This window comes from Paracoccus sp. KKT209 (assembly GCF_055635455.1).
In genome coordinates, this window is sequence record NZ_CM145758.1 from 1,722,131 (window position 1) to 1,748,238 (window position 26,108).

Genomic DNA, 26,108 nt, shown 5'->3' on the forward strand with positions numbered 1-26,108 from the left:
CCCTGTCCTGTCACGCCAAAGCCCTGTCGCGCCAGCGTGAATACGCTGTTTCCCACGCATCCGCAAACCGGTTGATCTGATCGTCGCCCAAAGCCGGGCTTATCGAGATCCGGATCGCCGATTGCGCCTGCTTATCGTCAAACCCCATCGCCTGCAGCGTCCCGCTGGCCCGGACCTTGCCCGACGAACAGGCCGACCCCGCCGATATGGCAAAGCCTGCCAGATCCATCTGCATGACCTGCGTTTCGCCCTTCCATCCCGATGTAAGAAGGCAGGTCGTGTTCGGCAAGCGCCGCGCCCCTTTTCCCGCCACGACGGCCTCGGGCGCAACGTCGCAGAGCCGCGCCTCCAGCGCGTCGCGCCGCGCCTCCACCTGCGCCCACAGGCCTGCCTCCAGATCCCGCTGCGCGGCCTGCGCCGCGGCTGCAAAGGCCAGGATGCCGATCAGGTTCTCGGTCCCGCCGCGCCGCCCCTGTTCCTGGCCGCCACCCCGGATCAGGGCGGGAACATCGGTCCCCTTCCTGACGATCAGGGCGCCGATGCCCTTGGGACCGCCCAGCTTGTGCGCGCTGACGAAACCTGCAGTGATCCCCAGCCAGTTGAAGGCAAAGGGCACCTTGCCGAAAGCCTGCGTCAGGTCGCTGGAGGCCAGCCCTTGCGGCAGATCCTGCATCACGCCGGTCTCGTTGTTGGCCAACTGCAGGCTGGATTGCGCGGGATCCGCGACCGCGACGATTCCGTCCCGATCCACCGGCAGCGAAGCGTCGCACCACGCCTTGATCGCGCTGTGCTCGACGGGCGCACAGCGCATGTCGCGCCCTGCCAGCACCATGGCCGCAGCCTCGGTCGCGCCCGAGGTGAAGATCACATCCGCCCCCTCGGCCCCAAGCGCCGCCGCCACCTGTTCGCGCGCCCGTTCCAGCGCCATCTTGGCCGCCCGCCCCTCGGCATGGACCGAGGAAGGGTTGCCCGAGATCTCCAACGCCTCGCGGATCGCCGCCTTGACCTCGTCGCGCAGCGGCGTCGTGGCGTTCCAGTCCAGATAGGTCCTCATCCGATCACCTCCGCGATCCGCGCCGCCAGCCGCGCCGCGACGGCATCCTTGCTCATGCGCGGCCAGTCTTCTGCACCCTCGTCCGTGATCAGCGTCACCGCGTTCTCGGTCCCGCCCATGATCCCTGTGCCGGGGCTGACGTCATTGGCCAGAATCCAATCGCAGCCCTTGCGCGCCCGCTTTGCCGTCGCATGGGCCACGACATTTTCAGTCTCTGCAGCAAAACCCACCACCAGCCGGGGTCGCTCCTCGGCGCGACTGACCCAGGCCAGGATGTCGGGATTTTCCGCCATTTCCAGAACCGGCGCATGTCCCTGATTGTCCTTCTTGACCTTCTGCGCGCTGGCGTTCACCACCCGCCAATCCGCCACCGCCGCCGCCATCACGGCCGCGTCCGCGGGCAGCGCACCCGCAACCGCCTCCTGCATCTGCCGGGCCGTCTCGACCGCAATCACCTCGACCCCTGCAGGCGCGGGAACCGCCGCGGGGCCCATGACAAAGCTGACCCGTGCCCCCAGATCCCGCAGTGCCGCAGCAATGGCCGCGCCCTGCGCGCCCGAAGACCGGTTGGCGATATAGCGCACCGGGTCGATCGGCTCATGCGTGGGTCCCGACGTGACGATCACGTGCCGCCCCACCAAGGGCCGCGCGGCGGGAGCCAGCGCGTCGCGGATCGCCTCCAGGATCGCTTCCGGTTCAGCCATCCGACCGGGGCCGTATTCGCCGCAGGCCATGTCGCCGCTGTCGGGCCCGACAGTCAGGATGCCATCGCCCTTCAAGGTGGCCAGGTTTCGCTGCGTGGCTGGGTGGTTCCACATGCGCACGTTCATGGCGGGCGCGATCAGCACCCGCTTGTCGGTCGCCAGCAGCAGCGTCGAGGCCAGGTCGCCCGCCAGCCCCTGTGCCATGCGCGCCATCAGATCCGCCGTCGCCGGTGCGACCACCACCAGATCGGCACGACGCGACAGCTGGATATGGCCGATCTCGGCCTCGTCGCCGCTGTCCCACAGCGTGTCGTGGACCGGCTCTCCGGCCAGCACCGACAGGGTCATCGGCGTGGTGAACTGCGCACCCGCCGCCGTCAGGACAGGCGTCACCGCCGCCCCCGCGCCTCGCAACAGGCGGATCAGCTGCGGGATCTTGTAGGCCGAGATCCCCCCGCCCACGATCAACAAAATCCGCTTGCCCTGCATTGCCGCCCGTCCGTTCCTGCCGCATCGATCGCCCCGCACAGATAGCGCCCGCCGGGCCCTGCCGCAAGGAAGCCGGGGCCGTTAACCTCCCCTTAACGGCCGGGCGTTAACCATCTTGGCAAAGACATGGAGCGGACATGGTGGCCATCGCCTATTCGGTTGCCTTCGAAGGGGTGGAGGCCCGCCTGGTCGAGGTGCAATGCGCGGTCTCGGCCGGGCTGCCGGGATTTTCCATCGTGGGCCTGCCCGACAAGGCCGTCAGCGAGGCGCGCGAACGGGTCCGGGCGGCCTTTGGCTCCCTGGCCATCGCGATGCCGAGCCGACGGCTGACCGTGAACCTGTCGCCCGCCGACCTGCCCAAGGAAGGGTCGCATTTCGACCTGCCCATCGCCCTGGCGGTCCTGGCCGCGCTGGAGATCGTGCCCGCCGATGAGGTCGAACGCTGCCTGGCCTTGGGCGAGCTTGCGCTGGACGGGCGGCTGGTTGCCGTGACAGGCGCCCTGCCCGCCGCCATGGCCGCAGCCGAGGACGACCGCGCGCTGATCTGCCCGCGCAGCTGCGGACCGGAGGCCGCCTGGATCGAGTCGGTGCCGGTCCTGGCGGCGAACTCGCTGCGCGACGTCATCAACCACCTGACGGACCGGGCGCCCCTGTCGCGGTCGGAACCGGGCACCGTCCTCGACGGCCCGGCGGGCGGCTGCATCTCCGAGGTGAAGGGCCAGGAACGCGCCAAGCGGGCGCTGGAGATCGCCGCCGCCGGGCGTCACCACCTGCTGATGGTCGGCCCGCCCGGCGCCGGCAAGTCGATGCTGGCCGCGCGCATCCCGGGGCTGATGCCGCCGCTGTCGCCCCGCGAGGCGCTGGAAACCTCGATGATCCATTCTCTGGCTGGCACGCTGTCCGAAGGAGGCATCTCGCGCAGCGCACCGTTCCAGGAGCCCCACCACACCGCCTCAACGGCGGCCATCGTGGGCGGCGGCCGTGGGGCAAAGCCCGGCCAGATCAGCCTGGCGCATAATGGCGTGCTGTTTCTGGACGAGCTGCCCGAGTTTCCGCGGCAGGTGCTGGACACGCTGCGCCAGCCGATCGAGACGGGCGAGGTCATGGTGGCCCGCGCCAACGCCCATATCCGCTATCCCTGCCGCTTCTTGCTGGTGGCGGCGGCCAATCCCTGCCGCTGCGGCTTTCTGGCCGACCCCGCCCGCGCCTGCAGCCGCGCGCCCGCCTGCGGCAGCGATTACCTGGCCAAGATCTCGGGCCCGCTGATGGACCGCTTCGACCTGCGGCTGGAGGTGCCGGGGGTGGATTTCCGCGACCTCGACCTGCCCTCGGGCGGCGACACATCGGCGCAGGTCAAGGCGCGGGTGGCCGCAGCGCGGCAGATCCAGGCCGACCGCTACCGCGACCACCGCCCGCATCGCGTCAACGCGGACGCCTCGGGCGCCCTGCTGGAGGAAGTGGCGGCCCCCGATGATGCCGGGCGCGCGCTGATCCACAAGGCGGCCGAGCGCTTGGGCCTGACCGCGCGGGGTTATCACCGCATCCTGCGCAGCGCCCGCACGATCGCCGACCTGGAGGCGTCGGACAAGGTCCACAGCCACCACCTGGCCGAGGCGATCAGCTATCGCCTGCCTTTCGTGGCGGGCGGCTGATCCGCCTCAGCCGCGCGCAGTCTCGACACGCCGCTCGATCGCCTGCCAGATCGCCTCGGCCGCGTTCACGCCGTCAAAGCGCTCCAGTTCCTGGATCCCGGTCGGAGAGGTCACGTTGATCTCGGTCAGCCAGCCGTCGATGACGTCGATGCCGGTGAAGATCAGCCCCTTTTCCCGCAGGACCGGTGCCAGGCGGGCGCAGATCTCGTGCTCGCGCTCGGTCAGGCCGACCTTTTCGGCGCGCCCGCCCACATGCATGTTCGACCGCGCCTCGCCGTCCTGGGGGACGCGGTTGATCGCGCCGACGGGTTCGCCGTCCACCAGGATGATCCGCTTGTCGCCCTTGACCACCGCGGGCAGGTATTTCTGCGCGATCATCGGCTCGCGGTTGATGTCGGCATAGGTTTCCAGCAGGGCGGACAGGTTCGGATCGCCCGGCCGCAGGTGGAACACGCCCGCCCCGCCATTGCCGTAAAGCGGCTTGACGATGATCTCTCCGTGGCGGGCGCGGAAGGCGCGGAAGGCGGCAGGGTCGCGCGCGATCATGGTCGGCGGCGTCAGGTCGGGAAAATCCAGGACCATCAGCTTTTCCGGGCAGTTCCTGACCCAGAACGGGTCGTTGACCACCAGCGTGCCGGGGTGGACGCGGTCCAGCAGATGGGTCGAGGTGACATAGCCCATGTCGAAGGGCGGGTCCTGGCGCAGCCAGACGACGTCGAACTCGGTCAGTTCGACCTCGGCCCAGTCCCCGAAGGTGACATGGTCGCCCTGCTTGCGCCGCAGCGTAACGGGGCGGCCGCGGGCGATGATCCTGCCCTCGTCATAGCGCAACTGGTCGACGGTGTACTGGAACAGGCGATGGCCCCGCGTCTCGGCCTCCAGCCCGATGCGGAAGGTGCTGTCCGCGTCGATCGAGACATGCTCGATCGGGTCCATCTGCAAGGCGACGTAAAGGCTCATCCTGCCCTCCTGAGGTTTTGCCACGTTGTGGCGTGCGCCCGGTGGGGATGCAAGCCTGCGGGTCACATCTCGCCGAAGGCGTTCGGGATCAGCTCGACCCGGCCCTGGCCGTCCACCAGCGCGACGTCGATGCGCATCGGGACCGGTCCCTCCCATCCTTGGCGCTGGCAGAATTCGCAGGCCGCCTCGGCGATGCGCCGCATCTGGCGCGGCTGCAGGCTCTGCGCGGCGCCTGCATGGGTGGCGGAAGCCTTCACCTCGACAAAGACCACATCCGGCCCCTCGCGGAAGATGATGTCGATCTCGCCCGCCTGCCCCCGCCAGCGCCGGGCCAGCAGGGTCGCGCCGCGTTCAAGATAGAACCGCGTGACGCCCTCCTCGGCCATCGCGCCGGTCAGGTTGGCGGTCCTGCCGCGCTGGCGCCGGGCCGCACTGGGGGCGGCAGTTGCGGTGATCGGTCCCTGCACCATCCTGCCTCCAGCCGGCCCCCGGCGCGGTGACCCTATTTCTGGCCGCCCAGTTCCAGCGCGCGCTGATAGACGTCACGCCGCGGAAGGCCCAGTTCCTGCGCGGCCTCGCGGGCCGCATCTTTGATCGACATCGTGGCCATGTGCCTTTCCAGCACCTGCCGCAACCTGTCGTCATCCACGACCACCTCGGACGGACGGTCCAGGACTATCACCACCTCGCCTTTCAGCGTGGCGATCCGGGGATCGGCGGCAAGGTCCGCCGCGGTCCCGCGAATGACCTCCTCGAACTTCTTCGTCAGCTCGCGTGCAATGACCGTGATCCTGTCGGGGTCAATCTGGCACAGATCCTCTAACGTGCGGTTAACGCGCCTGGGGCTTTCGAACAGGATCAGGGTCGAATCGACCGCCAGCCACTTGCGCAGCCACGTCTGCCGCGCCGTCGCCGTCGAAGGAGGAAAGCCCAGGAACAGGAAACGGTCACTGGGCAGACCCGACAGGCTGAGGGCCGCCAACGCCGCCGACGGGCCCGGCAGGGCATGGACCCTTGCGCCGGCCTCGGCCGCATCCAGGGCCAGGCGGTATCCGGGGTCCGCCACCAGCGGCGTCCCCGCATCCGAACAATAGGCCACGCTGCCGCCCTCGGCCAGGGCCGCCAGCAACGCCGGCCGGGCCCGGTCGCCGTTGTGGTCATGATAGGACAGGATGCGCCGCCCGCGCAGCGGGATGCCGTGGATGTCCATCAGGTGGCGCAGCACGCGCGTGTCCTCGGCCGCCAGCAGGTCGGCACCGTTCAGCACGTCCAGCGCGCGAAGGGTGATGTCCCGGGCGGCGCCGATGGGTGTCGCCACCAGATAGAGGCCCGCCTGCAGCCGCGCGGCCTCGACATGGGCTGCGATGCGGCGCGCGGGTTCGGGATCGGGTCTGTCGCTGCGGGACGTCATCCTGCCTCCGTAAGGCGCCTCGGGCGGGCCGGCGCTGATTGCCAATCGCGGGCGCAGGTCCTAGTCTGCCGGCACCGCGCCTCGATAACACAAAGCAGGGAAGTTTCACATGTTCGCCTCCGCCACAACCCGGCCTTCCTCGGGTCTGCGCCGCGCCATCCTGAAAACCGGGGCGATCGTCTCGGCCTTCTTCCTTGCTGCCTGCGATCCGATGGCGGCCACCGACCGGGCCAGCGGGCCCGAGACCGGCCAGCTGATCAACCCGTCCGAGCCGGTGCGCGTCGCGCTGCTGGTGCCGGCAGGGACCGGTTCGCAGGACCTGGAATGGCTGTCGCGCAGCCTCAAGAACGCGGCCCGCATGGCGGCGGGCGACGCGCAGGGCGCCAGCATCGACCTGCGCATCTATGACACGGCCGCATCGACGGAAACCGCCGTGGCCCAGGCCAACGCCGCCGCCGACGCGGGCGCGCAGATCATCCTGGGGCCGCTGTTCGCCGAGGGCGCGAATGCAGTCGGCAATGCCATGTTGCCGCGCAACATCAACGTGCTGACCTTTTCCAACAACACCCAGATCGCCGGCGGCAACGTATTCATCCTGGGCAACAGCTTCGAGAACATCGCCGACCGGCTGGTGGGCTATGGCACCCGGCAGGGCAAGCGCAACGTCCTGGTCGTGGCCGAGGATGACGTCGCGGGACAGCTGGGCGGGCGCGCCATCGAGGCGGCGATCGCGCGCAACGGCGCCCGTCTGGCCGGGCGCGTGAACCATCCGGTGTCCATCAGCGGCATCGATGCCGCGGCCCCGCGCATCGCCCAGGCCGCGGCCTCGGGCAATGTGGATGCGGTCTTCATGACCGCCAACAACCAGGCCGTGCTGCCCTATCTGACCGAGACCCTGGCCGCGGCCGGCGTCCGGTCGCCCAGCCCGCAGATGATGGGCCTGACCCGGTGGGACCAGCCCAACGACCGCCTGCGGATGCCCCAGCTGGCCGAGGGCTGGTTCGCGATCCCCGACCAGAGCCTGCAGCGCCAGTTCGAAGCGCGCTATGCCCAGGCCTATGGCGAGGCGCCCCACCAGCTGGCATCGCTGGCCTATGACGGCGTGGCCGCCATTGCCTCGCTGGCCCGCAACGGGCAGCGCAATGCCCTGACCACCAGCGGCCTGACGCAACGGGCGGGTTTCTCGGGCGTCGGCGGCGTCTTCCGCCTGCAGCGCGACGGAACGGTCCAGCGCAGCCTGGCGGTCGCCACGATCCGCAACCAGCAGCTGGTGATCCTGGACCCCGCCCCGCGCAGCACCCGCGGTTTCGGGTCGTGACGGCGGCCGGGCGCGTTTGACGATGACTTCTGACGGCGCGGGCGGGCTGGGCATGGCCGTGACCCTGGGCAGCCCCGCTCCCGACCTGCTTCTGGCGCAGCTGGACGAACGGCTGGCCGGTCTGACCGAACCGCGCCAGATCCGGGCCGCCACGGTGGCCCTGCTCTCGGCCGCACGGCTGGAGGCGATGGCCGCGATCGAGCGCAGCTTTGCCGGCCACCCCCGCGCCGCGCGCGAGACGGTGCGCGCCATCGCGACGCTGACCGACGCCATCGTGACGGCGATCCATCATGTCGCGGCCACCCGCCTGCACCCCAAGCACATCCATTCCGAGAACGAGCGGCTGGCCGTCCTGGCCGTGGGCGGATACGGCAGGGCCGAGATGGCGCCGTCGTCCGACGTGGACCTGCTGTTCCTGACGCCCTGGAAGATCACCCCCTGGGCCGAGAGCGTCGTCGAATCGATGCTCTACATGATGTGGGACCTGAAGCTGAAGATCGGCCATTCGATCCGCAGCGTGGACGAGTGCTTGCGGCTTGGCGCCAGCGACATGACCATCCGCACCTCGCTGGTGGAACACCGGCTGGTGACCGGCCATGCGCCCCTGGCACAGGACCTGCGCGACCGGCTGTGGTCCGAGCTGTTCGAGAAGACCATCCCCGAGTTCATCGAGGCCAAGCTGGACGAGCGCGCCCGGCGCCATCAGCGGCAGGGCGGCCAGCGCTATGTGCTGGAGCCGAACGTCAAGGAGGGCAAGGGCGGGCTGCGCGACCTCCAGACCCTCTACTGGATCGCCAAGTACATCCACCGCGTGGATCGCGCGGTCGAACTGGTCGAACTGGGCGTCTTCACGCGCGACGAGCATCTGGCCTTCTGGCAGGCCGAGGATTTCCTCTGGGCCGTGCGCTGCCACCTGCACCTGATCGCAGGCCGTCCGGTGGACGTGCTGTCCTTTGACATGCAGGTCGAGGTCGCCCGCCGCATGGGCTATGCCGACACCGCCGCACGGCGCGGCGTGGAATATTTCATGCAGGATTATTTCCGCCATGCCACCCGCGTGGGCGAACTGACCCGGGTCTTCCTCACCGAGCTGGAGGCGCGCCATGTCCGCAGCGCGCCCTTCATCGGCCGCATCTTCCGCCGCCGCCGCAAGGTGAAGGCGGGCTTTGTCGACCAGCAGGGCCGGCTGTCCTTCGAGGACGAGGCGCAGTTCCTGGCCGATCCCCTGAACATCCTGCGCCTGTTCGAGGAGGCGCTGCGCACCGGCGTGCTGATCCATCCCGACGCGATGCGGCTGGTCGCGGCGAACCTGCACCGCATCGACGACAAGGTGCAGTCCGACCCCGAGGCGATCCGCATCTTCATGGATCTGCTGCTGAAGCACGGCAACCCCGAACGCGCGCTGCGCCGCATGAACGAGCTGGGGGTGCTGGCCGCCTTCATCCCGGAATTTGAGCCGGTCGTGGCGATGATGCAGTTCAACCTTTATCACCATTACACGGTGGACGAGCATTCGATCCAATGCGTCGCCGCCCTGGCCGAGATCGAGCGGGGCGAACACCCCGAGGACCTGCCGCTGTCCTCTGAGATCATCGAGGCCGGGGTGAACCGGCGCGTCCTGTATCTGGCGACCCTGCTGCATGATATCGGCAAGGGCCGCCCCGAGGATCATTCGATCCTGGGCGCGCGCATCGCGCGGCGCATCGCCGCCCGCTTCGGCTTTGCCCAGGATGACATCGACACGGTGGAATGGCTGGTGCGCAACCACCTGCTGATGTCGGACGTGGCGCAAAAGCGCGACATTGCGGACCCGCGCACGCTGCGCGACTTTGCCAAGGCGGTGAAGACGCGCAAGCGGCTGGACATGCTGCTGGTGCTGACCGTCTGCGACATCCGCGGCGTGGGACCCGGCACCTGGAACAACTGGAAGGCCGCCCTGCTGCGCAAGCTGCACCAGGAAACCGCCGCCGCCTTGGAGAACGGGCTGGAGGAGCTGAACCGCGACAAGCGCCATGCAGAGGCCAAACGGTCCCTGCGCCACATGCTGGTCGCCAAGGGCTGGGACGCGCGGGCGATCCGGGCGGAGCTGGGCCGGCATTACGATGCCTACTGGCCCGGCCTGCCCACCCAGACCCAGGCCGTGTTTGCGGAACTGCTGACGAACCTTGGTCCCGATGAGATCCGCATCGACCTGCGGGCCGATCCCGACCGGGACGCGACGCGGGCGGCCTTCGTGCTGTCGGACCATCCGGGCATCTTTTCGCGGCTGGCCGGGGCGCTGACCCTGACCGGAGCCAACGTCGTCGATGCGCGCACCTATACCACCCGGGACGGCTATGCGACCGCGGTCTTCTGGGTGCAGGACGCCGAAGGCCATCCCTTTGCCGAGGACCGCCTGCCCCGCCTGCGCCAGACCATCCTGCGCACGCTTGCCGGAGAGATCGTGGCGCGCGAGGCATTCGCCAGCCGCGACAAGCCCAAGAAGCGCAACCGCGAATTCAAGTTTCCGACGCATATCACCTTCGACAACGAAGGCAGCGACATCTATACCATCATCGAGGTCGACACTCGCGACCGTCCGGGCCTGCTCTATGACCTGACGCGGACGCTGGCGGCCAACCATATCCAGATCGTCAGCGCCGTCATTGCGACCTTTGGCGCGCAGGTGGTCGACAGCTTCTATGTCAAGGACATGTTCGGGCTGAAGCTGCACAGCCCCGCCAAGCGGGACGCGCTGGAAAAGAAACTGCGCGCGGCCATTGCCGACGGCGTGAAAAGGGCCGAGGCTGAACAGGCATGAAGACCGGACTTGTGCGGGGGTTCCTGGCGGTGGGAACCTGGACGCTGATCTCGCGTGTGTCGGGCTTTGTGCGCGACATCCTGATGGCGGCTTGGCTGGGCACGGGCGCCGTGGCCGAGGCCTTCGTGGTGGCCTTGTCCCTGCCCAACATGTTCCGCCGCTTTTTCGCGGAAGGGGCGTTCAACACCGCCTTCGTGCCGATGTTCTCGAAAAAGCTGCAGGACCCCGACGAGGCGCAGCGTTTCGCCCGCGAGGCATTTTCGGGCCTGTTCCTGACCGTCCTGGCGCTGTCGGCGGTGGCCATGATCTTCATGCCGGGGCTGGTCTGGCTGATGGCGTCGGGCTTTCAGGGCGACGAACGCTTTGACCTGGCGGTGGAATACGGGCGGATCACGTTTCCCTATATCCTGCTGATCTCGATGGCCTCGATGATCTCGGGCGTGCTGAACGCCAATGGCCGCTTCACGGCGGCGGCGGCGGCGCCGGTGCTGCTGAACCTGCTGTTCATCGTGGCGATGTGGCTGGGCCGCTGGAAAGGTTGGGACCTGGGCCTGACCTTGGCTTGGGCCACGCCCGTCACCGGGATCGCGCAGCTGGCGCTGGTCTGGTGGGATGCGCGCCGCACGGGATACGTCTTCTGGCCGCGCCGGCCGCGAATGTCGCCGGACATGCGTCGCCTGATCGCGGTGGCGCTGCCCGCCGCCTTTGCGGGCGGCGTGGTCCAGATCAACCTGCTGATCGGCCGGCAGGTCGCCTCGCGCTTCGAAGGCGCGGTGACCTGGCTCTATTACTCCGACCGGCTCTATCAGCTGCCGCTTGGCATCGTGGGGGCGGCGGTGGCGGTGGTTCTGCTGCCGGAGCTGGCCCGGCGCCTGCGGGCCGAGGATCACGCCGGCGGCCAGTCCGCCTATTCCCGCGCGACCGAATTCGGCCTGTTCCTGACGCTGCCCGCAGCCTTCGCCATCGCCGTCATCGCGCAGCCGATGGTGGCGACGCTGTTTGAACGCGGCGCCTTTTCCGCCTTCGACACGCAGCAGACCGCCGCCGCGCTGGTGGTCTATGCGCTCGGCCTGCCGGCCTTTGTGCTGCAAAAGATCCTGCAGCCCCTGTATTTCGCGCGCGAGGATACGCGCACACCCTTCCGCTATGCGTTGCTGTCGATGGTGGTGAATGCGGTGGTGGCCTTTGGCCTGATGCCACTGCTGGGCTTTTTGGCCGCGGCTATCGGCACCACCGTTGCGGCCTGGCTGATGGTCGGGCAGCTGTGGTGGGGCACGCGCGACATGGGCCAGGCCGCACGGGCCGACGCCCGCCTGAGCCGCGCCTTTCCGCGGATCCTGCTGGCCTCGGCGCTGATGGCGGGGGCGCTGTGGGTCGCACGGGAATGGCTGGAGGATGCGGGCCTTGGCCGCGGCGCCAGCCTTGCCATCTTGGTCTTCGGCGGCGCGGCGATCTATTTCACGCTGGCCTTCGTGATCGCCGGCTATCGCCCGTCCGAACTCAAGGCGGCGGTGCGGCGCGGTTAACGCTGCCGGATCTGTGCCAGGGCGCGGCGGGCCCCGCCGTCGACCAACAGGAACGACAGTCCAAAGCCGATGGCAAAGCCCGAGATCTCGGCGATCCAGCCATGGCCGCCGCCGCCAAAGACCAGCCCGAAGGTCAGCTGGAACGCCAGCAGCATGCCGATCAGCGCAAAGGCCCGCAGGCGGTTGGCGTTCGCCGCCGCCAGACGCGTCCAGAGCAGGAAGGTGAAGGCGCCGACCAGGCCGTAGACGGCCGGGTATCCGCCGATCAGCGGCGACGCCCGGTCCGCGACCAGCGGCAGCAGGGCCGAATAAACCACCGCCCCGCCAATGGCCGATCCGAAGAACAGCCCCAGCACCGCGGCGGGACGAAAGTTCTGCGCGACCATGTTGCCCAGGGCCAGCGTGAACACCGCCACGAACAGCGCGTGGGTCAGCGAGACATGCACGAAGCTGAAGCTGAGGATGCGGTAGATCTGTCCGACATCGACCGCCCCCAGGGTCCAGATGCGCTGCAGCAGCTCGGGCGGAAAGGCGGCCAGGCGGATCGCGGAGAGGCGCAGCCCGACCCCTTCGGCCCCGCCGATCAGGCCGGCGGTTCCCAGGGCAAAGACGGCCTCGGAGGCGATCACGGGCAGGACCAGAAGCCAGATCACGGGGGGCAGCGGGTTCAGCGGGGATTCGGTCAGGCCGGAGCGCATGGGCTTTCCTTGACGGTTGCGAAGGTTGGTGCCAACCGCTAAGCCAGCCCGCAGGAAATTCCAAGGCAGGCCGGTCATGTCCGAACCCAACAACAGCCAATTCCGTCCCCGCATCTTTTCGGGCATCCAGCCCTCGGGCGGGCTGACGCTTGGCAACTACCTGGGCGCGCTCAAGCGTTTTGCCGCGCTTCAGGGCGGCGAGGCCGAGACGATCTATTGCATCGTCGACCTGCACGCGATCACCGTCTGGCAGGATCCCGAGGGGCTGCGTGCCCGCATCCGCGAAGCGGCCGCCGCCTTCATGGCCGCGGGCGTGGACCCGGCGCAATCCATCCTGTTCAACCAGTCGCAGGTCAGCGCCCATGCCGAGATGGCCTGGCTGTTCAACACGGTCGCCCGCGTCGGCTGGATGTACCGGATGACCCAGTTCAAGGACAAGGCCGGCAAGAACACCGAAAACGTCAGCCTGGGCCTGCTGGCCTACCCGGCGCTGATGGCCGCCGACATCCTGACCTATCAGGCGACCGCCGTGCCGGTGGGCGAGGATCAGAAGCAGCACCTGGAACTGACCCGCGACATCGCCGCCAAGTTCAACCACGACTATGGCGTCGCCCATTTCCCGATCACCGAGCCGCTGATCGAGGGCGTTGCCACGCGGGTCATGTCGCTGCGCGACGGGTCCAAGAAGATGTCGAAATCCGATCCTTCGGATGCCAGCCGGATCAACCTGACCGACGACGCGGACACCATCGCGCAGAAGATCCGCAAGGCGCGCACCGATGCCGACCCCCTGCCCGGCCAGATAGACGGGCTGAAGGACCGCCCCGAGGCGAGGAACCTGGTCAACATCTATGCCGCCCTGTCGGACGAGACGCCCGACCAGGTCCTGGCACGTTTCGAGGGCCAGGGTTTTGGCGCCTTCAAGCCCGCCCTGGCCGAAGTCGCCGTGGAGGCGCTGTCGCCGATCACCCGGCGCATGGCCGAATTCATGGCCGACCCGGCGCAGATCGACGCCGTCCTGGCCCAGGGAGCGGACCGCGCCGCGGCGGTGGCGACACCGATCCTGGAACGCACCAAGGACATCATGGGACTGCTGCGCACCCGCGGCTGAACCCGTTCGCCTTCCCTGCCGCCCCCCATCGCAGGGGCGGCTTTTTCATGACCGCAGGGTTGCGATCCCTGCGGTCTTGCGGCTATCAGCCCTCAAACGCATGGACCCGGTGAGATTCCGGGTGGCTCTTCCGGCCGCCGATCCGCCGGACAATTCGAACCGATGTCGCTTGCAAGGCCGGTGCGGGGCACCCGCCAACGTCAGGAACGGATGATTCATGTCTTCTCTCTCTCGCTACAAGGACGAATGGCTGGGCAATATCCGCCCGGACCTGCTGTCGGGCCTGGTGGTCGCGCTGGCCCTGATCCCCGAGGCCATCGCCTTTTCCATTATCGCCGGCGTCGATCCCAAGGTCGGGCTCTATGCCAGCTTCTCGATCGCCGTCATCACCGCCATCACCGGCGGGCGGCCAGGCATGATCTCGGCCGCGACGGCCGCGACGGCGGTGCTGATGGTGACGCTGGTGCGCGACCACGGGCTGCAGTACCTGCTGGCGGCGACCGTTCTGGCCGGGCTGATCCAGATTGGCTGCGGCCTGCTGAAGCTGGGCTTCGTCATGCGCTATGTGTCGAAATCCGTCATGACGGGGTTCGTCAACGCGCTGGCCATCCTGATCTTCATGGCGCAACTGCCCGAACTCGACCCGGCGACAGCGGGCGTGACCTGGTTCACCTATCTGCTGGTGGCCGCTTCGCTGGCGATCATCTATCTGTTCCCGCGGGTGACCAAGGCCATCCCATCGCCGCTGGTGACGATCGTGGTGCTGACGGCGCTTGCGATGTTCTTTGGGTGGGATGTGCGGACGGTGGGCGACATGGGCGCCCTGCCCGACACGCTGCCGGTCTTCCTGCTGCCGGACGTGCCGCTGAACCTGGAGACGCTGCAGATCATCCTGCCCTATTCCTTCGCGGTGGCCATCGTCGGGCTGCTGGAAAGCCTGATGACGCAGAACCTGGTGGACGAGCTGACCGACACGCGCAGCAACCGCAACCAGGAATGCATCGGCCAAGGACTTGCCAATACAGCGACGGGCTTCATCGGCGGCATGGCAGGCTGCGCGATGATCGGCCAGTCGATGATCAACGTCAAATCGGGGGGCCGGGGGCGCCTGTCCTCGTTCGTGGCGGGGGTGTTCCTGCTGATCCTGGTGGTGGGACTGGGCGACCTGGTCAGCCAGATCCCGATGCCCGCGCTGGTGGCGATCATGATCATGGTCTCGATCGGGACCTTCAGCTGGTCATCGATCCGCAACCTGCGGACGCATCCGCGATCCTCCTCGGTGGTGATGCTGGCCACGGTGGGGACCGTGGTCTGGACGCACAATCTGGCAATCGGCGTGATGGTGGGCGTGTTGCTGTCGGGCATCTTCTTCGCGGCCAAAATTGCGCAGCTGTTCCGCGTCACGTCCACCCTGTCGGCGGACGGGCGCGCGCGCACCTATGTGGTCGAGGGGCAGATGTTCTATGGCTCGGTCGAGGACTTCATGGCAGCCTTCGACTTTGCCGAGCCGCTGGACCAGGTCACCATCGATGTCAGCCAGGCGCATATCTGGGACATCAGTTCGGTCCAGGCGCTGGACATGGCGATCCTGAAATTCCGCCGGGACGGCGCCCAGGTCCAACTTGTCGGTTTGAACAAAGCGTCAGAAACCTTGCTGGACCGGCTTGCAACACATGACAAGCCGGGGGCGATGGATAAACTGGTCGCGCATTGAGGGGAAAGCAGACATGACGAACAAGATCATCGCGCTGGTTGACGATTCGATCTATGCCACCTCGGTCTGTGAACATGCAGCCTGGGCCTCGGCCCGCAGGCCGGCTCCGGTGGAACTGCTGCATGTCCTTGGACGGCGCGAGGCTGCCGGGCGGCAGGACCTCTCGGGCACCATCCGCCTCGGCGCCCGAAGCGCCCTTCTGGATGAACTGGCGACGCTGGACGCACAGCGGTCGCGGATCGCCAATGCCCAAGGGCGCGCGCTGCTGGAGGATGCGCGCAAGCTGACAGAACGCGCAGGCGGCGTCCAGGTGACCACACGGCTGGAACAGGGCGACCTGATCGAACAGGCGACGGGGCGAGAGGCCGATCCCTCGCTGATCGTGCTGGGCAAGCGTGGCGCGGCTGCGGATTTCGCGCAGGGCCACCTGGGGTCCAACCTTGAACGGATCGTGCGCGCTGCGCGCGTGCCGGTGCTGGTGGCGTCCCGCGCCTTCCGGCCGATCCAGAAGGTGCTGATTGCCTTCGACGGCGGCGCCTCGGCCATGAAGGCCGTCGATCATATCGCGGCCAGCCCGACCTTCAAGGGCCTGCAGATCGAGGTCGCCATGGCCCATGCCGGGTCCCGGGATGCACAGGGCCAGCTGGACGAGGCGATCCTGCGCCTGCGTGCCGCCGGCCTGAGCGCCGACATGCGGCTCCTGACCGGCGCGCCGGAGGCCGCCCTGACCGCGCATCTGGAACAGCAGGGACATGACCTGCTGGTGATGGGCGCCTATGGCCACAGCCGCCTGCGCCGGCTGATCATCGGCTCCACCACGACGCAGATGCTGATCGACTCGCGCCTGCCGGTGCTGCTGTTCCGCTGAGGCTGGGCCGCGAGGTACCTGCCTTTCCGGATGCCGCTTGCAGCGAGCCGAAGTGAAGGGGATCAGCCAGTCATATCCTGCAGGGGTTGCCGGTGGATCCTGTCCGGATGAGGGCGCTTCTGCACAAGTTACTGCCTGATCGTGGCGCATCCCCGTCCCGTGTGCTTGGATTCGTATAGCGCCTCGTCGGCCTGGGCCAGCAGATCCCCGGGGCTTGCGCCCCGCTCGCCCCGGCAGACGACGATGCCGATGCTGGCGGAGACCCGTACCTCTCCCAAGCCCGGCGGGGTCAGTGAACCTATGGCCTCGATGATCCGGCGGGCCAGCTCGTGCAGCGCGGCGACCGAGGTCATGCCGCTCAGGATCAGCACAAATTCGTCCCCGCCGATGCGTGCGGCCGTGTCGGCCTTGCGCACCTGCGCACGCAGAACACCTCCGACCGCCTGCAGCAGGTCGTCTCCGGCCTTGTGCCCCAGGATGTCGTTGACCTGCTTGAAGTGATCCAGGTCCAGATGCACCACGGCGAAGGGCACAGGCGCGGCGTCATTCCCCTCTCCGGCCGACCTCAGCGCCATCGCCAAGGCCATTTCCAGCCCGCGGCGGTTCCCGAGGCCCGTCAGTGGATCCGTCTGCGCCTGCAGCAGTGCGACGCGCCGGGACTGTACCAGCTGATCGTTGAAGCGCGACAACTCGGTCAGGACCCCACGATTGGCCTCGTGCAGGAACAGCAGCTCCATCGCAAGCTCGGAAGGCGCGAAATCCCCGTCGGTCAGCCCCGCCTTTCGGATCGCGCGATGGATCCCGATGCCGAACCCCAGGTTGCACAGCATCGAGCCTGCGCTGGCCCGCACGCCATTCCCCCGCAGCACCAGATCTGGCGTACAGGATACCCGCAAAAAAAGGCGGCTTTTCTGGTCGATGGCGGTCCTGATCTCGGCCACCGGATCTCCACCGCCCCGTGCCCCCGCCAGGCGCCCCGCGAGCCCTGTGCCCAGATCTGGTACGACCTTGGCCAAGGTCGGACCGACCGAAAGAACATGACCGTCGGAAGCCAGCAAAAGATGCATCGGCATCAGGCGTGCCAATGTCAGCACGGGAACCGCCTCATCCGTCGTCATCCCTGCACCGCCGGACCCTGCAAGGTCGCGTTCTGAAGCGAGAACAGGCGCCCTTCAGCAAACTGCTCATCCCAGATGTCCACCCGTATGGCCCCCTCCTCGACCGAGATCAGGCAAAGCGCACCATAGTCATCCGCCATGCCCCGGATCAGGCCAGCCAGCACGTACTGCCACTCTGGATCCGGGTTCAACAGCACCACGCGAACGATCTGCTCGCTCGCTTCCACCTCCAGACGCGGCACCTTCAGCGTGGGCACGACCAGATGAGCCCGACCGGGCAGTTCATCCAGGCGCAGCAGAAAGTCGCGGAAGTCGCGGCCCGAAAAGCGCAGCAGGCGTCGGATCGGCTCGATTCGCGTCATCCAGGCGCCCATATCCTCGAACATCTCGGACCCGGGCTTGGCCAACCGGAAGGACGCACGCCTGAGCGCCGCCGGGCCAAAATCGACCCAGAGCGGCGACGACATGCCTGCGGCCACTGCGATCTCGTCGGCGACGGCCTGCAAAAGCCCCTCGCCATAGGTGGACTTTAGAAACTCCTCGATGGCGCGATTTATCAGACCGTTCATGCTCTACCTCGGTTTGGACCGAAGCTAGCATGAGGGTGTGAATAAACCGGAAACAGTCGCCGGTTTCAGTCCGCCGTCCAGCCATAGCTGCCGGGACCTGAAAGAACCGTTCGTGCGGCCATGATGTCTTGCGGCCGCATGTTCAGCGCCGCGGCAAAGTCGCAGATGCGCCTGTCGTCCTCGGCAAGAAAATCCAGCAGGAACAGCGCGACCTCCGGCCGGTCCTGCAGGCTGCGCAGATCGGCAGGCTGCAGGCCGCTGAGCGACAGGAACTGGGTCAGCTCTTCGGGATCATTGGCCAGGTGCAGCAGGATATCGACGGCAAGATCTCGCGCACGCTGTTGGGTAATCGCCATAGCTTTGTCTTTCGGTAAGGTTTCTCGCACTAGCCGAGATGTCCAGAAACACTTTATTAAACATTTGGGTTCAAGTTGGGACCCAGTTGTCAAGACCCGCTGGATGAAACAAATGACGGCACGAATCCTTATCGCCGACGGTGTGGCAACGTCTCGGATCACCCTGAAGGTCCGGTTGAGCGCTGTCTGCTACGACGTCGCAGCCGTCAATTCCACCGCGAAAATCCATCAGGAGCTGGATCTTGCGCGTCCCGACCTGATCATTCTGGGTGGAGGATTTTCCGAAAGGCCTCCGGTCGATATCTGTGCGGAACTGGTCCGGGACCCCCGCTGCGCCGATGTGCCGATCATGATGCTGGTCCCGCCCGATTCGCGCTTGGCGGCGCTGCAGGCGGGCGCCACGGCCGCGCTGGACCCCGATGTCGACGACCAGATCCTGATGGCGCGGGTCCGCGGGTTGCTGCGCGAGACCGACATGCCCCAGGCCGCCCCCATGGGAATGGCCGAACCGGCGGCGGCCTTTGTGCACGAGGTGCGGCCTCTGATCGCGCTGGTGGCCGACAGTCACGCCCGCGCCCTGCGCTGGCGTCAGATGCTGGCGGAGCGGATGAACTGTCGCTTTGAGATCCGTGATCCTGACGAGGCATTGGGGTCGGTCACTTCCGGAAGGACCGCCGATCTCTATCTCATCTCCGGCGATCTCCGCGCCAAGGGGGACGGGCTGCGGCTGCTGTCCGAACTGCGTTCGCGCCAAGGCTCGCGGGATGCAGGATTCGTGATCGCGATCGCCCCGGACCGTTCCGAGCTTGCCGCCATCGCGCTCGACCTCGGAGCCGGCGATGTCCTGTTCGAAAGTTTGGGAGGTGCCGAGGGCGCGGACGCGGCCGCCATGTCGCTTCAGATGCTGCTGCAGCGGAAGTCCAGAAGCGACAAGCGGCGGGCCGAGGTCCAGCGCCACATGGTCTGGGCCATGACGGACCCGCTGACCGGACTCTACAATCGCCGATACGCGCTGCCCAAGCTGGGCGAGATCGTGCGCGATGCCCTGATTGCAAATCATGCCTTCGCCGTCATCGCCATCGACCTGGACCATTTCAAGTCGATCAACGACAGCCACGGCCATTCGGCCGGCGACGTGGTCCTGGTCGAGATCGCCGGGCGGCTAAAGGCAGCGCTCCCTTCGACCGGCATGGTGGCCCGGATGGGCGGGGAAGAGTTCCTGGCGGTCCTGGAGCACTGCAGCGAAGCGGAGGCGCATGACACGGCCGAAGCCTTGCGGCGCGCGATCCAGGTGCGGCCAGTCGCGCTGCCGGGCCTGTGCGGCGGCGGGCAGGTCAGGGTTACCGCTTCGGTTGGCATGGCCGTCGTCCAGCCTTCCGAAGAGGGCGGCTGGCCCGAACAGAGGGCGCAGGTCGCCCTGGAGCGGGCCGACCGCGCCTTGCTCGCTGCCAAGGCGGCAGGACGGAACCGCGTGATGCGGTCGCAGCCGGACTGGGCGGCCTAAGCGGCACTTTCAAATGCCGCGCCGATTTCCTAGATTGGCCGGCGGGGCCGGGATCCGCCCCGTCGAAGGAGTACGGAACATGACCCAAGGACAGATCCTTGCCGCAGACATGGCAGGGAATGACGAGGCCGAGCGCCCTACCAAAGACGCGATGTTGCGAGGTGCACGCGGCCGTTGCCCGGCCTGCGGAGCGGGTCGCCTGTTCACCCGCTACCTGAAGGTCGCGGACCATTGCTCCGAATGCAACGAGGCCCTGCACCACCAGCAGGCCGATGACGGGCCGGCCTATCTGACCATCCTGATCGTCTCGCATCTCGGGGCGCCGCTGCTTTTGGCCTCCTTCGTGGCTTGGCGACCCAGTGCGATGACGATGCTGCTGGCCTTTGGCCTGGGCTCCATTGTCCTGTCGCTTGCCATGCTGCCGGTCATCAAGGGTGGAATGGTCGGGCTGCAATGGGCCCGGCGGATGCATGGATTTGGCAGCCGCTCCAGCGGCGTCAGCGCGTGACAGCCACGAACCTCCTGCCGATCCGCGATGCGGCCTCGATCCTGGCCGTACGGCGCGACGGTCCTGAACCCTCCGTCCTGATGGGGATGAGAGGAGCCAAGGCTGTCTTCATGCCGTCCAAGTACGTCTTTCCGGGCGGTGCCGTCGATGCAGCGGATGCGACGGCGCCACTGGCGCGTACCCTGCCAGATACGTGCCGGCAGCGGCTGATGGCCGAGCAGCGCGGCCAGCCCGGCAGCGGTCCGGACGCGATCGCGGCTGCGGCACTGCGTGAACTTGCCGAGGAAACCGGGCTTCTGGTGGGGCGCGACACGGGCGCCGCTTGCGACTGGCCGGGCTATCACGAGGCCGGGCTTTGCCCCGATGCCGGCGCCCTTACCTATTTCTTTCGAGCCATCACCCCGCCTGGCCGGCCGCGCCGGTTTGATGCACATTTTTTCGTCGTCGATGCAGCCGACATTCGGGGCGACCTGGAAGATTTCAGCCGTGCCTGCGACGAACTTTCCCACCTGCATTGGGTGCCCTTGAGCCAGGCCCGCCAGTTGGATCTGCCCTTCATCACCGAAGTGGTGCTGGCCGAATTGTCGGAACTGCTGGCCGTGGCAAAGCACGGCCAGCGGCTGCCTTGCCCGGTCACCGTTCCGTTCTTCGACAATCGCGGCGCCTCTCCGCGTTTTTGCCAGATTGCGTGATCAGCGACCGGTAAAGACGGGCGGGCGCTTTTGCAGGAATGCACTCACTCCTTCGCGGAAATCCGCGCTGCGCCCGGCCTGACCCTGCAGTCGGGCCTCAAGAGCCAGCTGGGCAGGCATGTCATGCTCGAAAGAGGCCGTCACCGCCTCGCGAATTGCCAGATAGGCGCCGGTCGGCCCCTCGGCCAAGGCACGCGCGCTTGCGGCCACGCCCTCAACGAACTCCGCGTCGGGCAGCGCCTGCCAGATCAGGCCCCAATCGGCGGCCTGCCGCGCGCTGACGGGCTGGGCGAACAGCATCATCCCCATCGCGCGCGCCGCACCGACGGCACGCGGAATGATCCAAGTGCCGCCCGCATCCGGGATCAGGCCGATCCGGGTGAAGGCCTGGATGAAACTTGCGCTTTCGGTGGCGATCACGACGTCGGCGGCCAGCGCCAGGTTGGCTCCGGCCCCTGCCGCGACACCGTTCACGGCAGCGATGACCGGTGCCCGACACTGCCTCACGGCCTGCAGCATCGGTTCGTACTCGTCGCGCAGCGTGCCTTCCAGATCCGCAGCGGCCGAGGCATCGGTCAGATCCTGTCCGGAGCAGAAACCGCGGCCCGCTCCGGTCATCACCACGCAACGAACCTCTGGCGGCAGCGAGGTCAGCACCTGGGTGATCTCCTGCCGCATCTGGCGGTTGAGGGCATTCATGACCGCAGGGCGGTTCAGGGTCAGCGTTGCAACGCCGTCCTCAATGGAAAACAGAATGGTTTCATGGTGCATGTTCGCCTCCCCGGTTGGGAGGATCATGCAGGAAAAACCGGCTGCCGAAAGCGCGACCCTGCGTCAGGGCCTACTTGCCGCGCATGATCTCATCCAGCCGATGCTGCTCATCCGCGTCCAGCGACCTCACCTCCGGGCTTGCCAGATTGCGGCCCCGCAGAAACCTGAGGGCCACAGCCGCCGCGATCAGCGCCATCAGCGGCCCGGCCAGCCACAGGATCAGGTTGCTGCCGGTCGGTCGGGGATCGAACAGAACGAACTCACCGAAACGGTCGACGACATTGTCCACGACCTCGCTGTCGCTATCGCCCGCGACAAGGCGCTCGCGCACGAACAGCCGCAAGTCACGGCTGATCGGCGCGTTCGATTCATCGATGTTTTCGCCTTGGCAGACGGGACAGCGGAGCCGCTGCGAGATTTGCCGGGCCCGCGCCTCCAGACCCGCATCATCCAGGACCTCGTCCGGCTGCACGGCTATGACCGGCAGAGACGGCGCCGCTGCCAGGACCAGGATCAGCAGGATCAGGTGCAGCGCGCGCCTCATTCCGCTGGCACCGTGCCGGTGTCGGAGCGTCGCGCGGCCCCGGCCGCCACCCGGTAGCGTCGGTCGCTGAGGCTGATCAGCCCACCCAAGGCCATGATGATCGAGCCGCCCCAGATCCAGTTCGCAAAGGGCTTAACATAGGTGCGGACGGCCCATCCGCCGGCCGGCTGCTCGTCTCCAAGAACCACATAGAGGTCGCGCCAGAAGCCGTAGTCGATTGAAGCTTCGGTCGTGGGCATCGCCTGCACCGGATAGACGCGCTTTTCCGGGGTCAGCGTCGCGACCGCATGTCCGTCTCGGCTGGCCTCGACCACCCCCATCTGCGACAGGTAGTTTGGCCCATCCACACGTTCCACCGACCGCAGCACAAGGTCATAGGCGCCGACCCGGAACGGCTCGTCGATCTGCGCCACCCGGACATCCTCGACCTGCCAGGCCTGAATCAGGGACACGGCAATGAAGGTGATCCCCAGCCCGGCATGGGCCACGGCCTTGCCCCAATCAGCCCGCGGCAGCCGCAGCAGACGTCCGATGCCCGAAGAACCCGTCCGCAGCCACAGCTCCGCGATTGCGCCGAAGACCAGCCAGGCACCCAGTCCCGCGCCGATGACCGCAAGGCCTGACCGCCCGGTCGAGACGGCATAGACCAGCACCATCACCGCCGCCGTCAGGATCAGCGCGCCACGCAGCGGCTTCCACGCGCGGGCGATGCTGGCGCGTTTCCATGGCATGATCGAACCAAGCGGCAGGGCCAGCGCCAGGACAATCATGAAGGGCGTGAAGGCCTGGTTGAAGAACGGAGGGCCGACCGACAGCACGCGCCCCCAGACCATCTCGGCCACCAGGGGCCAGATGGTGCCGATGAAGACGACAAAGGCCGCCACGGCCAGCAGGACGTTGTTCAGGACCAGCGCCCCTTCCCGCGACAGGGGCGCGAAGACCCCCTTGGCGGTCATCTCGGCCGCGCGGAACGCGTAAAGGGTCAGCGCACCGCCGACGAAGACCGCAAGGATCGCCAGGATGAAGATCCCCCGCTCGGGGTCGTTGGCAAAGCTGTGGACAGAGGTGATGACGCCCGAGCGCACGATGAACGTCCCGATCAGCGAGAACCCGAAGGCCATGATCGCCAGCAGGATCGTCCAGCTTTTCAGCGCCTCGCGCTTTTCCACAACGATTGCGGAATGCAGCAGCGCGGCGGCCAGCAGCCAGGGCATGAAGCTGGCATTCTCGACCGGGTCCCAGAACCAGAAGCCGCCCCAGCCCAGTTCGTAATAGGCCCACCAGGAGCCGAGCGCGATGCCGATGGTCAGAAAGACCCAGGCCGCCAGCGTCCATGGCCGCACCCAACGCGCCCAGGCTGCATCAACGCGCCCCTCGATTAGGGCGGCAACCGCAAAGCTGAACGCCATCGAAAGGCCGACATAGCCGAGGTAGAGAAACGGCGGGTGGAAGGCCAGGCCCGGGTCCTGCAGCAACGGGTTCAGGTCGCGCCCGTCAAAGGGTGGATTTCCCATGCGCCAGAACGGATTGGACGTGAAGATGATGAAGGCGTAGAAGGCCGCGCTGATCGAGGCCTGGACCCCCAGCACCCGTGCCTGCAGACTGGGCGGCAGGTTGCCCCCGAACAGCGCCGCCGCCGCCCCGAACACGGCCAGGATCAGCACCCAGAGCAGCATCGAGCCCTCGTGGTTGCCCCAGACACCGCTGATCTTGTAGATCAGCGGCTTGGACGTATGCGAATTCTCGTAGACCAGCAGGACCGAAAAATCCGAGGTCACAAAGGCGATCGTCAGCGCGCCGAAGCTGATCGCCATCAGGACCAGCTGCGCCAGGGCGGCAGGCCGCGCGCTGTCCATCCAGCCGTGCCAGCCCTTGGCGGCGCCGACCATGGGGACCGTCATCTGGTAGATCGAGACCATGAAGGCCAGGATCAGGGCGAAATGGCCGAATTCTGCGATCATCTGGGGCAATCCTCCGTTGCCCGCAGCATAAGCTCCAGACGAAGGAGGGGAAAGTCCTCCCTTCGTGTCGGTGGTGCGGCATGGGTGAAACGTGATGCGGCCTATTCGCGCAGACTGCTCCGCCAATCCCGCAGCGCGGCATTATCCGCGAAATCGTCATCGGGCAGCACGACGGGCCGCGGGGTCGTCGCGGATGCCGGGCTAGATGCCGCATCGCCCGTCGCCTTGCGATCGGGCCAGACGCGGTGGCGGAAGTAATGCGCCTCTCGCGCGCCGAAATAGAAGCCGACGATGGCACCCATCAACCACCAGAGCGGCTCCGGCACCGCCTGCAGCCCCTCCATCCTCAGGCCGAAACCCACGGGTTCGATCATCGCATAGATGAACAGTGCCATGGTTCCCAAGGCCAGCAGCGGCCGCGGCAGGCGGTTCAGCCCGTTGACCAGCCCGTCGAACCAGCCGTTCGCAGGCTGGGCGAATTCCTGGCCATGCTGGGCGATGGCGCGGGCATAGGCTTCTTCGTCCAGTTCCATCCGGCGGGTGGCGTTCTGGGTGAAAACCTCGGCCATGCCGGTCGCGGCGCTGCCAAGGGCGGTGACGGTCGGGGCGACCCCGATGAAGCGGTCGATCAGGCCCATGTGGAAATCCTCTGGCGGTGCTCTGCGTCTGTCAGGCGATAGCGCGGAGCGATGAACTCCTCGGCCCGGGTGATCCAGCCGCCCTTGCCGCCGGTTTTCGTCCGGGCAAACTTGCGGCTGGCCGGGCGCTGATCAGCCAAGGCGTAATAATAGCCGCGCCGTGCGATCCCATAGGCATCGGCCAAATGCTGCGGCGCGGCCTCGGCCGCATCCTGGGCGGCGGCGATTGTCCTGGGTCCGATGATCCCGTCGGCCGTGGCGGGATAGCCCATGCGCGTGATCAGCCGCTGCAGGATCTTGACCGCATTCGCGCCCGCGTTGACATACATGTCGAAAACGCTGGCCTGCAAAGGCAGGGGCAACTGGCCCAGACCCGGCTTGCGGAAATAATGTTCGACAAAGACCTGTTCAGCCTGGCCGCGGGTCAGAGCCCGCACGTCGACGGCGTCGATCCGCCCGTCCTTGTTCAGGTCCATCCCCAACGCGCGCATCGTCCCGATGGTCACGCCGTGATTGGTGGCTCCGCCCGGATCGTCTGGATCGTTGACATAGCCCCCTTCGCGCGCAACGATCTGCCGCGCAATCTCTTCGACGCTCTGCATGCATCCCCCGTTCCGGCCACCGCTCTGGGCCGCAGGGGGAATGCTGAAGATTTGCGGTTAAGCGGGGGTTAAGGGCCCGTGCGTTGCGTCAGCTGCCGGGCTCCTGATAGACGCCGCTGGCCTTCAGCGTCTCGACCACCTCTCGCGGCATGTAGGTTTCGTCATGCTTGGCCAGCAGGTCGCGCGCTTCAAAGCGACCGTCGCGGTACCAGCCCTTGGCAATCGTGCCCTGGCCCTCGTTGAACAGGTCCGGGCGCGGATCGCGGCCGATATAGGTTACCGGGATCTCGGCTACCCCATCCGTGATCACGAAGTCGAAGCCCACGCCCTCGCCGTTCACGATCGAGCCGTCCTTGACCAGGCCGCCCAGCTGAAAGAACTCTTCCGGGTCCGGCGCGGCCTCGCCAACCTGGCTGGGCGAGCGATAAAGGTTGATGCCGTCGCTGAACCCATAGCCGATCAGGCCCACTGCCATCACCAAGGCCACCGAAGCTGCCGCCAGGACCTGGATGCGCCGCTGTTTCTTGAGTGATTTCATGC

25 protein-coding genes and 1 other annotated feature are annotated in these 26,108 nt (G+C 67.3%); of the genes, 10 read left to right on the forward strand and 15 right to left on the reverse strand.

Annotated elements, in window-relative coordinates:
- Window positions 1-10 precede the first annotated feature (10 nt).
- Entirely contained in the window at window positions 11-1,054 is a 1,044-nt protein-coding gene (locus ACZ2G3_RS08655; protein WP_470395333.1) for a cysteine desulfurase family protein, read from the reverse strand.
- Window positions 1,051-2,247: a bifunctional phosphopantothenoylcysteine decarboxylase/phosphopantothenate--cysteine ligase CoaBC gene (gene coaBC / locus ACZ2G3_RS08660; protein ID WP_470395334.1), complete on the reverse strand. Its 1,197-nt coding sequence runs from the start codon at window positions 2,245-2,247 to the stop codon at window positions 1,051-1,053. Before coaBC ends, ACZ2G3_RS08655 begins: the two co-directional genes overlap by 4 nt.
- A 137-nt stretch (window positions 2,248-2,384) precedes the next feature.
- Here coaBC and ACZ2G3_RS08665 point away from each other — a divergent pair, with 137 nt between their 5' ends.
- Window positions 2,385-3,899, forward strand: coding sequence for a YifB family Mg chelatase-like AAA ATPase (locus ACZ2G3_RS08665; protein ID WP_470395335.1), 1,515 nt, complete (start codon window positions 2,385-2,387; stop codon window positions 3,897-3,899).
- Window positions 3,900-3,905: 6 nt separating this feature from the next.
- On the opposite strand, the gene gshB is transcribed toward ACZ2G3_RS08665, so the two are convergent.
- The 3 genes from gshB to rsmI form a co-directional block, all read right to left on the reverse strand.
- On the reverse strand, window positions 3,906-4,859 hold the full coding sequence (gshB, locus tag ACZ2G3_RS08670; RefSeq protein ID WP_470395336.1) for a glutathione synthase: 954 nt from the start codon (window positions 4,857-4,859) through the stop codon (window positions 3,906-3,908).
- Between the two features lie 62 nt (window positions 4,860-4,921).
- Window positions 4,922-5,329 carry a YraN family protein gene (locus ACZ2G3_RS08675; protein ID WP_470395337.1) on the reverse strand — a complete coding sequence of 136 codons (408 nt, stop codon included), beginning with the start codon at window positions 5,327-5,329 and terminating at the stop codon, window positions 4,922-4,924.
- A gap of 32 nt (window positions 5,330-5,361) precedes the next feature.
- On the reverse strand, window positions 5,362-6,270 hold the full coding sequence (gene rsmI, locus ACZ2G3_RS08680; RefSeq protein WP_470395339.1) for a 16S rRNA (cytidine(1402)-2'-O)-methyltransferase: 909 nt from the start codon (window positions 6,268-6,270) through the stop codon (window positions 5,362-5,364).
- Window positions 6,271-6,379: 109 nt separating this feature from the next.
- Here rsmI and ACZ2G3_RS08685 point away from each other — a divergent pair, with 109 nt between their 5' ends.
- Genes ACZ2G3_RS08685 through murJ form a run of 3 tightly spaced genes read left to right on the forward strand, consistent with a single transcriptional unit; the run spans window position 6,380 to window position 11,914 of the window.
- Complete coding sequence (locus tag ACZ2G3_RS08685) at window positions 6,380-7,588, forward strand: penicillin-binding protein activator (protein WP_470395340.1); 1,209 nt, start codon at window positions 6,380-6,382, stop codon at window positions 7,586-7,588.
- A 52-nt stretch (window positions 7,589-7,640) separates the two neighbouring features.
- Window positions 7,641-10,388: a [protein-PII] uridylyltransferase gene (locus tag ACZ2G3_RS08690; protein WP_470395342.1), complete on the forward strand. Its 2,748-nt coding sequence runs from the start codon at window positions 7,641-7,643 to the stop codon at window positions 10,386-10,388.
- Complete coding sequence (gene murJ, locus ACZ2G3_RS08695; RefSeq protein ID WP_470395344.1) at window positions 10,385-11,914, forward strand: murein biosynthesis integral membrane protein MurJ; 1,530 nt, start codon at window positions 10,385-10,387, stop codon at window positions 11,912-11,914. Before ACZ2G3_RS08690 ends, murJ begins: the two co-directional genes overlap by 4 nt.
- Here the strand turns inward: murJ and ACZ2G3_RS08700 are convergent.
- Window positions 11,911-12,612 (reverse strand): rhomboid family intramembrane serine protease, encoded by a 702-nt coding sequence (locus tag ACZ2G3_RS08700; protein WP_470395346.1) that lies wholly within the window; start codon window positions 12,610-12,612, stop codon window positions 11,911-11,913. The genes murJ and ACZ2G3_RS08700 overlap by 4 nt on opposite strands.
- 76 nt (window positions 12,613-12,688) lie before the next feature.
- Here ACZ2G3_RS08700 and trpS point away from each other — a divergent pair, with 76 nt between their 5' ends.
- From trpS to ACZ2G3_RS08715, 3 genes are all read left to right on the forward strand, one after another.
- Window positions 12,689-13,723, forward strand: coding sequence for a tryptophan--tRNA ligase (gene trpS / locus ACZ2G3_RS08705; RefSeq protein ID WP_470395348.1), 1,035 nt, complete (start codon window positions 12,689-12,691; stop codon window positions 13,721-13,723).
- A 99-nt stretch (window positions 13,724-13,822) separates the two neighbouring features.
- Window positions 13,823-13,878: a sequence feature (sul1 is cis-regulatory element that is thought to sense ions involved in sulfur or methionine metabolism; They are found in Alphaproteobacteria), on the forward strand.
- Window positions 13,879-13,940: 62 nt separating this feature from the next.
- Complete coding sequence (locus tag ACZ2G3_RS08710) at window positions 13,941-15,437, forward strand: SulP family inorganic anion transporter (RefSeq protein WP_470395350.1); 1,497 nt, start codon at window positions 13,941-13,943, stop codon at window positions 15,435-15,437.
- A 13-nt stretch (window positions 15,438-15,450) separates the two neighbouring features.
- Window positions 15,451-16,305: a universal stress protein gene (locus ACZ2G3_RS08715; RefSeq protein ID WP_470395352.1), complete on the forward strand. Its 855-nt coding sequence runs from the start codon at window positions 15,451-15,453 to the stop codon at window positions 16,303-16,305.
- Window positions 16,306-16,433: 128 nt separating this feature from the next.
- Here the strand turns inward: ACZ2G3_RS08715 and ACZ2G3_RS08720 are convergent, their stop codons facing one another.
- From ACZ2G3_RS08720 to ACZ2G3_RS08730, 3 genes are all read right to left on the reverse strand, one after another.
- Complete coding sequence (locus ACZ2G3_RS08720; protein WP_470395354.1) at window positions 16,434-17,423, reverse strand: GGDEF domain-containing protein; 990 nt, start codon at window positions 17,421-17,423, stop codon at window positions 16,434-16,436.
- Window positions 17,420-17,992, reverse strand: coding sequence for a heme NO-binding domain-containing protein (locus tag ACZ2G3_RS08725; RefSeq protein ID WP_419268274.1), 573 nt, complete (start codon window positions 17,990-17,992; stop codon window positions 17,420-17,422). The genes ACZ2G3_RS08720 and ACZ2G3_RS08725 overlap by 4 nt, the downstream gene beginning before the upstream one ends.
- Window positions 17,993-18,057: 65 nt before the next feature.
- Entirely contained in the window at window positions 18,058-18,348 is a 291-nt protein-coding gene (locus ACZ2G3_RS08730; RefSeq protein WP_470395356.1) for a DUF3572 domain-containing protein, read from the reverse strand.
- A gap of 175 nt (window positions 18,349-18,523) precedes the next feature.
- On the opposite strand from ACZ2G3_RS08730, the gene ACZ2G3_RS08735 reads away from it, so the two are divergent.
- The 3 genes from ACZ2G3_RS08735 (at window position 18,524) to ACZ2G3_RS08745 (ending at window position 21,052) form a co-directional block, all read left to right on the forward strand.
- Window positions 18,524-19,852: a GGDEF domain-containing response regulator gene (locus ACZ2G3_RS08735; protein ID WP_470395357.1), complete on the forward strand. Its 1,329-nt coding sequence runs from the start codon at window positions 18,524-18,526 to the stop codon at window positions 19,850-19,852.
- A 79-nt stretch (window positions 19,853-19,931) separates the two neighbouring features.
- The gene (locus tag ACZ2G3_RS08740) at window positions 19,932-20,360 is read left to right on the forward strand and encodes a DUF983 domain-containing protein (RefSeq protein ID WP_470395359.1); all 429 of its coding nucleotides are present in this window, start codon (window positions 19,932-19,934) and stop codon (window positions 20,358-20,360) included.
- Window positions 20,357-21,052: an NUDIX hydrolase gene (locus ACZ2G3_RS08745; protein ID WP_470395361.1), complete on the forward strand. Its 696-nt coding sequence runs from the start codon at window positions 20,357-20,359 to the stop codon at window positions 21,050-21,052. Before ACZ2G3_RS08740 ends, ACZ2G3_RS08745 begins: the two co-directional genes overlap by 4 nt.
- Here the strand turns inward: ACZ2G3_RS08745 and ACZ2G3_RS08750 are convergent, their stop codons facing one another.
- The 6 genes from ACZ2G3_RS08750 to ccmE form a co-directional block, all read right to left on the reverse strand.
- Window positions 21,053-21,823 (reverse strand): enoyl-CoA hydratase-related protein, encoded by a 771-nt coding sequence (locus ACZ2G3_RS08750; RefSeq protein ID WP_470395363.1) that lies wholly within the window; start codon window positions 21,821-21,823, stop codon window positions 21,053-21,055.
- A 70-nt stretch (window positions 21,824-21,893) separates the two neighbouring features.
- Window positions 21,894-22,367 carry a cytochrome c-type biogenesis protein gene (locus tag ACZ2G3_RS08755; RefSeq protein WP_470395365.1) on the reverse strand — a complete coding sequence of 158 codons (474 nt, stop codon included), beginning with the start codon at window positions 22,365-22,367 and terminating at the stop codon, window positions 21,894-21,896.
- Window positions 22,364-24,328 (reverse strand): heme lyase CcmF/NrfE family subunit, encoded by a 1,965-nt coding sequence (locus ACZ2G3_RS08760; protein WP_470395367.1) that lies wholly within the window; start codon window positions 24,326-24,328, stop codon window positions 22,364-22,366. The genes ACZ2G3_RS08755 and ACZ2G3_RS08760 overlap by 4 nt, the downstream gene beginning before the upstream one ends.
- Before the next feature lie 101 nt (window positions 24,329-24,429).
- Window positions 24,430-24,966: a holin family protein gene (locus tag ACZ2G3_RS08765; RefSeq protein WP_470395369.1), complete on the reverse strand. Its 537-nt coding sequence runs from the start codon at window positions 24,964-24,966 to the stop codon at window positions 24,430-24,432.
- A complete protein-coding gene (locus ACZ2G3_RS08770; RefSeq protein WP_470395371.1) occupies window positions 24,957-25,568 on the reverse strand; it encodes a holin-associated N-acetylmuramidase in 612 nt (203 codons plus the stop codon). The genes ACZ2G3_RS08765 and ACZ2G3_RS08770 overlap by 10 nt, the downstream gene beginning before the upstream one ends.
- 88 nt (window positions 25,569-25,656) lie before the next feature.
- Entirely contained in the window at window positions 25,657-26,106 is a 450-nt protein-coding gene (gene ccmE / locus ACZ2G3_RS08775; protein ID WP_419268357.1) for a cytochrome c maturation protein CcmE, read from the reverse strand.
- Window positions 26,107-26,108: the final 2 nt, after the last annotated feature.

Bases quoted from the DNA above. Each gene is read 5' to 3' on its own strand.
- ccmE (WP_419268357.1), bottom strand. From the start codon at position 26,106: ATGAAATCACTCAAGAAACAGCGGCGCATCCAGGTCCTGGCGGCAGCT.
- ACZ2G3_RS08725 (WP_419268274.1), bottom strand. From the start codon at position 17,992: ATGAACGGTCTGATAAATCGCGCCATCGAGGAGTTTCTAAAGTCCACC.
- ACZ2G3_RS08750 (WP_470395363.1), bottom strand. From the start codon at position 21,823: ATGCACCATGAAACCATTCTGTTTTCCATTGAGGACGGCGTTGCAACG.
- ACZ2G3_RS08655 (WP_470395333.1), bottom strand. From the start codon at position 1,054: ATGAGGACCTATCTGGACTGGAACGCCACGACGCCGCTGCGCGACGAG.
- ACZ2G3_RS08740 (WP_470395359.1), top strand. From the start codon at position 19,932: ATGACCCAAGGACAGATCCTTGCCGCAGACATGGCAGGGAATGACGAG.
- ACZ2G3_RS08710 (WP_470395350.1), top strand. From the start codon at position 13,941: ATGTCTTCTCTCTCTCGCTACAAGGACGAATGGCTGGGCAATATCCGC.
- coaBC (WP_470395334.1), bottom strand. From the start codon at position 2,247: ATGCAGGGCAAGCGGATTTTGTTGATCGTGGGCGGGGGGATCTCGGCC.
- ACZ2G3_RS08700 (WP_470395346.1), bottom strand. From the start codon at position 12,612: ATGCGCTCCGGCCTGACCGAATCCCCGCTGAACCCGCTGCCCCCCGTG.
- ACZ2G3_RS08715 (WP_470395352.1), top strand. From the start codon at position 15,451: ATGACGAACAAGATCATCGCGCTGGTTGACGATTCGATCTATGCCACC.
- ACZ2G3_RS08755 (WP_470395365.1), bottom strand. From the start codon at position 22,367: ATGAGGCGCGCGCTGCACCTGATCCTGCTGATCCTGGTCCTGGCAGCG.
- ACZ2G3_RS08720 (WP_470395354.1), bottom strand. From the start codon at position 17,423: ATGACGACGGATGAGGCGGTTCCCGTGCTGACATTGGCACGCCTGATG.
- ACZ2G3_RS08770 (WP_470395371.1), bottom strand. From the start codon at position 25,568: ATGCAGAGCGTCGAAGAGATTGCGCGGCAGATCGTTGCGCGCGAAGGG.
- ACZ2G3_RS08730 (WP_470395356.1), bottom strand. From the start codon at position 18,348: ATGGCGATTACCCAACAGCGTGCGCGAGATCTTGCCGTCGATATCCTG.
- gshB (WP_470395336.1), bottom strand. From the start codon at position 4,859: ATGAGCCTTTACGTCGCCTTGCAGATGGACCCGATCGAGCATGTCTCG.
- ACZ2G3_RS08675 (WP_470395337.1), bottom strand. From the start codon at position 5,329: ATGGTGCAGGGACCGATCACCGCAACTGCCGCCCCCAGTGCGGCCCGG.
- trpS (WP_470395348.1), top strand. From the start codon at position 12,689: ATGTCCGAACCCAACAACAGCCAATTCCGTCCCCGCATCTTTTCGGGC.
- ACZ2G3_RS08685 (WP_470395340.1), top strand. From the start codon at position 6,380: ATGTTCGCCTCCGCCACAACCCGGCCTTCCTCGGGTCTGCGCCGCGCC.
- ACZ2G3_RS08665 (WP_470395335.1), top strand. From the start codon at position 2,385: ATGGTGGCCATCGCCTATTCGGTTGCCTTCGAAGGGGTGGAGGCCCGC.
- murJ (WP_470395344.1), top strand. From the start codon at position 10,385: ATGAAGACCGGACTTGTGCGGGGGTTCCTGGCGGTGGGAACCTGGACG.
- ACZ2G3_RS08690 (WP_470395342.1), top strand. From the start codon at position 7,641: ATGGCCGTGACCCTGGGCAGCCCCGCTCCCGACCTGCTTCTGGCGCAG.
- ACZ2G3_RS08765 (WP_470395369.1), bottom strand. From the start codon at position 24,966: ATGGGCCTGATCGACCGCTTCATCGGGGTCGCCCCGACCGTCACCGCC.
- rsmI (WP_470395339.1), bottom strand. From the start codon at position 6,270: ATGACGTCCCGCAGCGACAGACCCGATCCCGAACCCGCGCGCCGCATC.
- ACZ2G3_RS08760 (WP_470395367.1), bottom strand. From the start codon at position 24,328: ATGATCGCAGAATTCGGCCATTTCGCCCTGATCCTGGCCTTCATGGTC.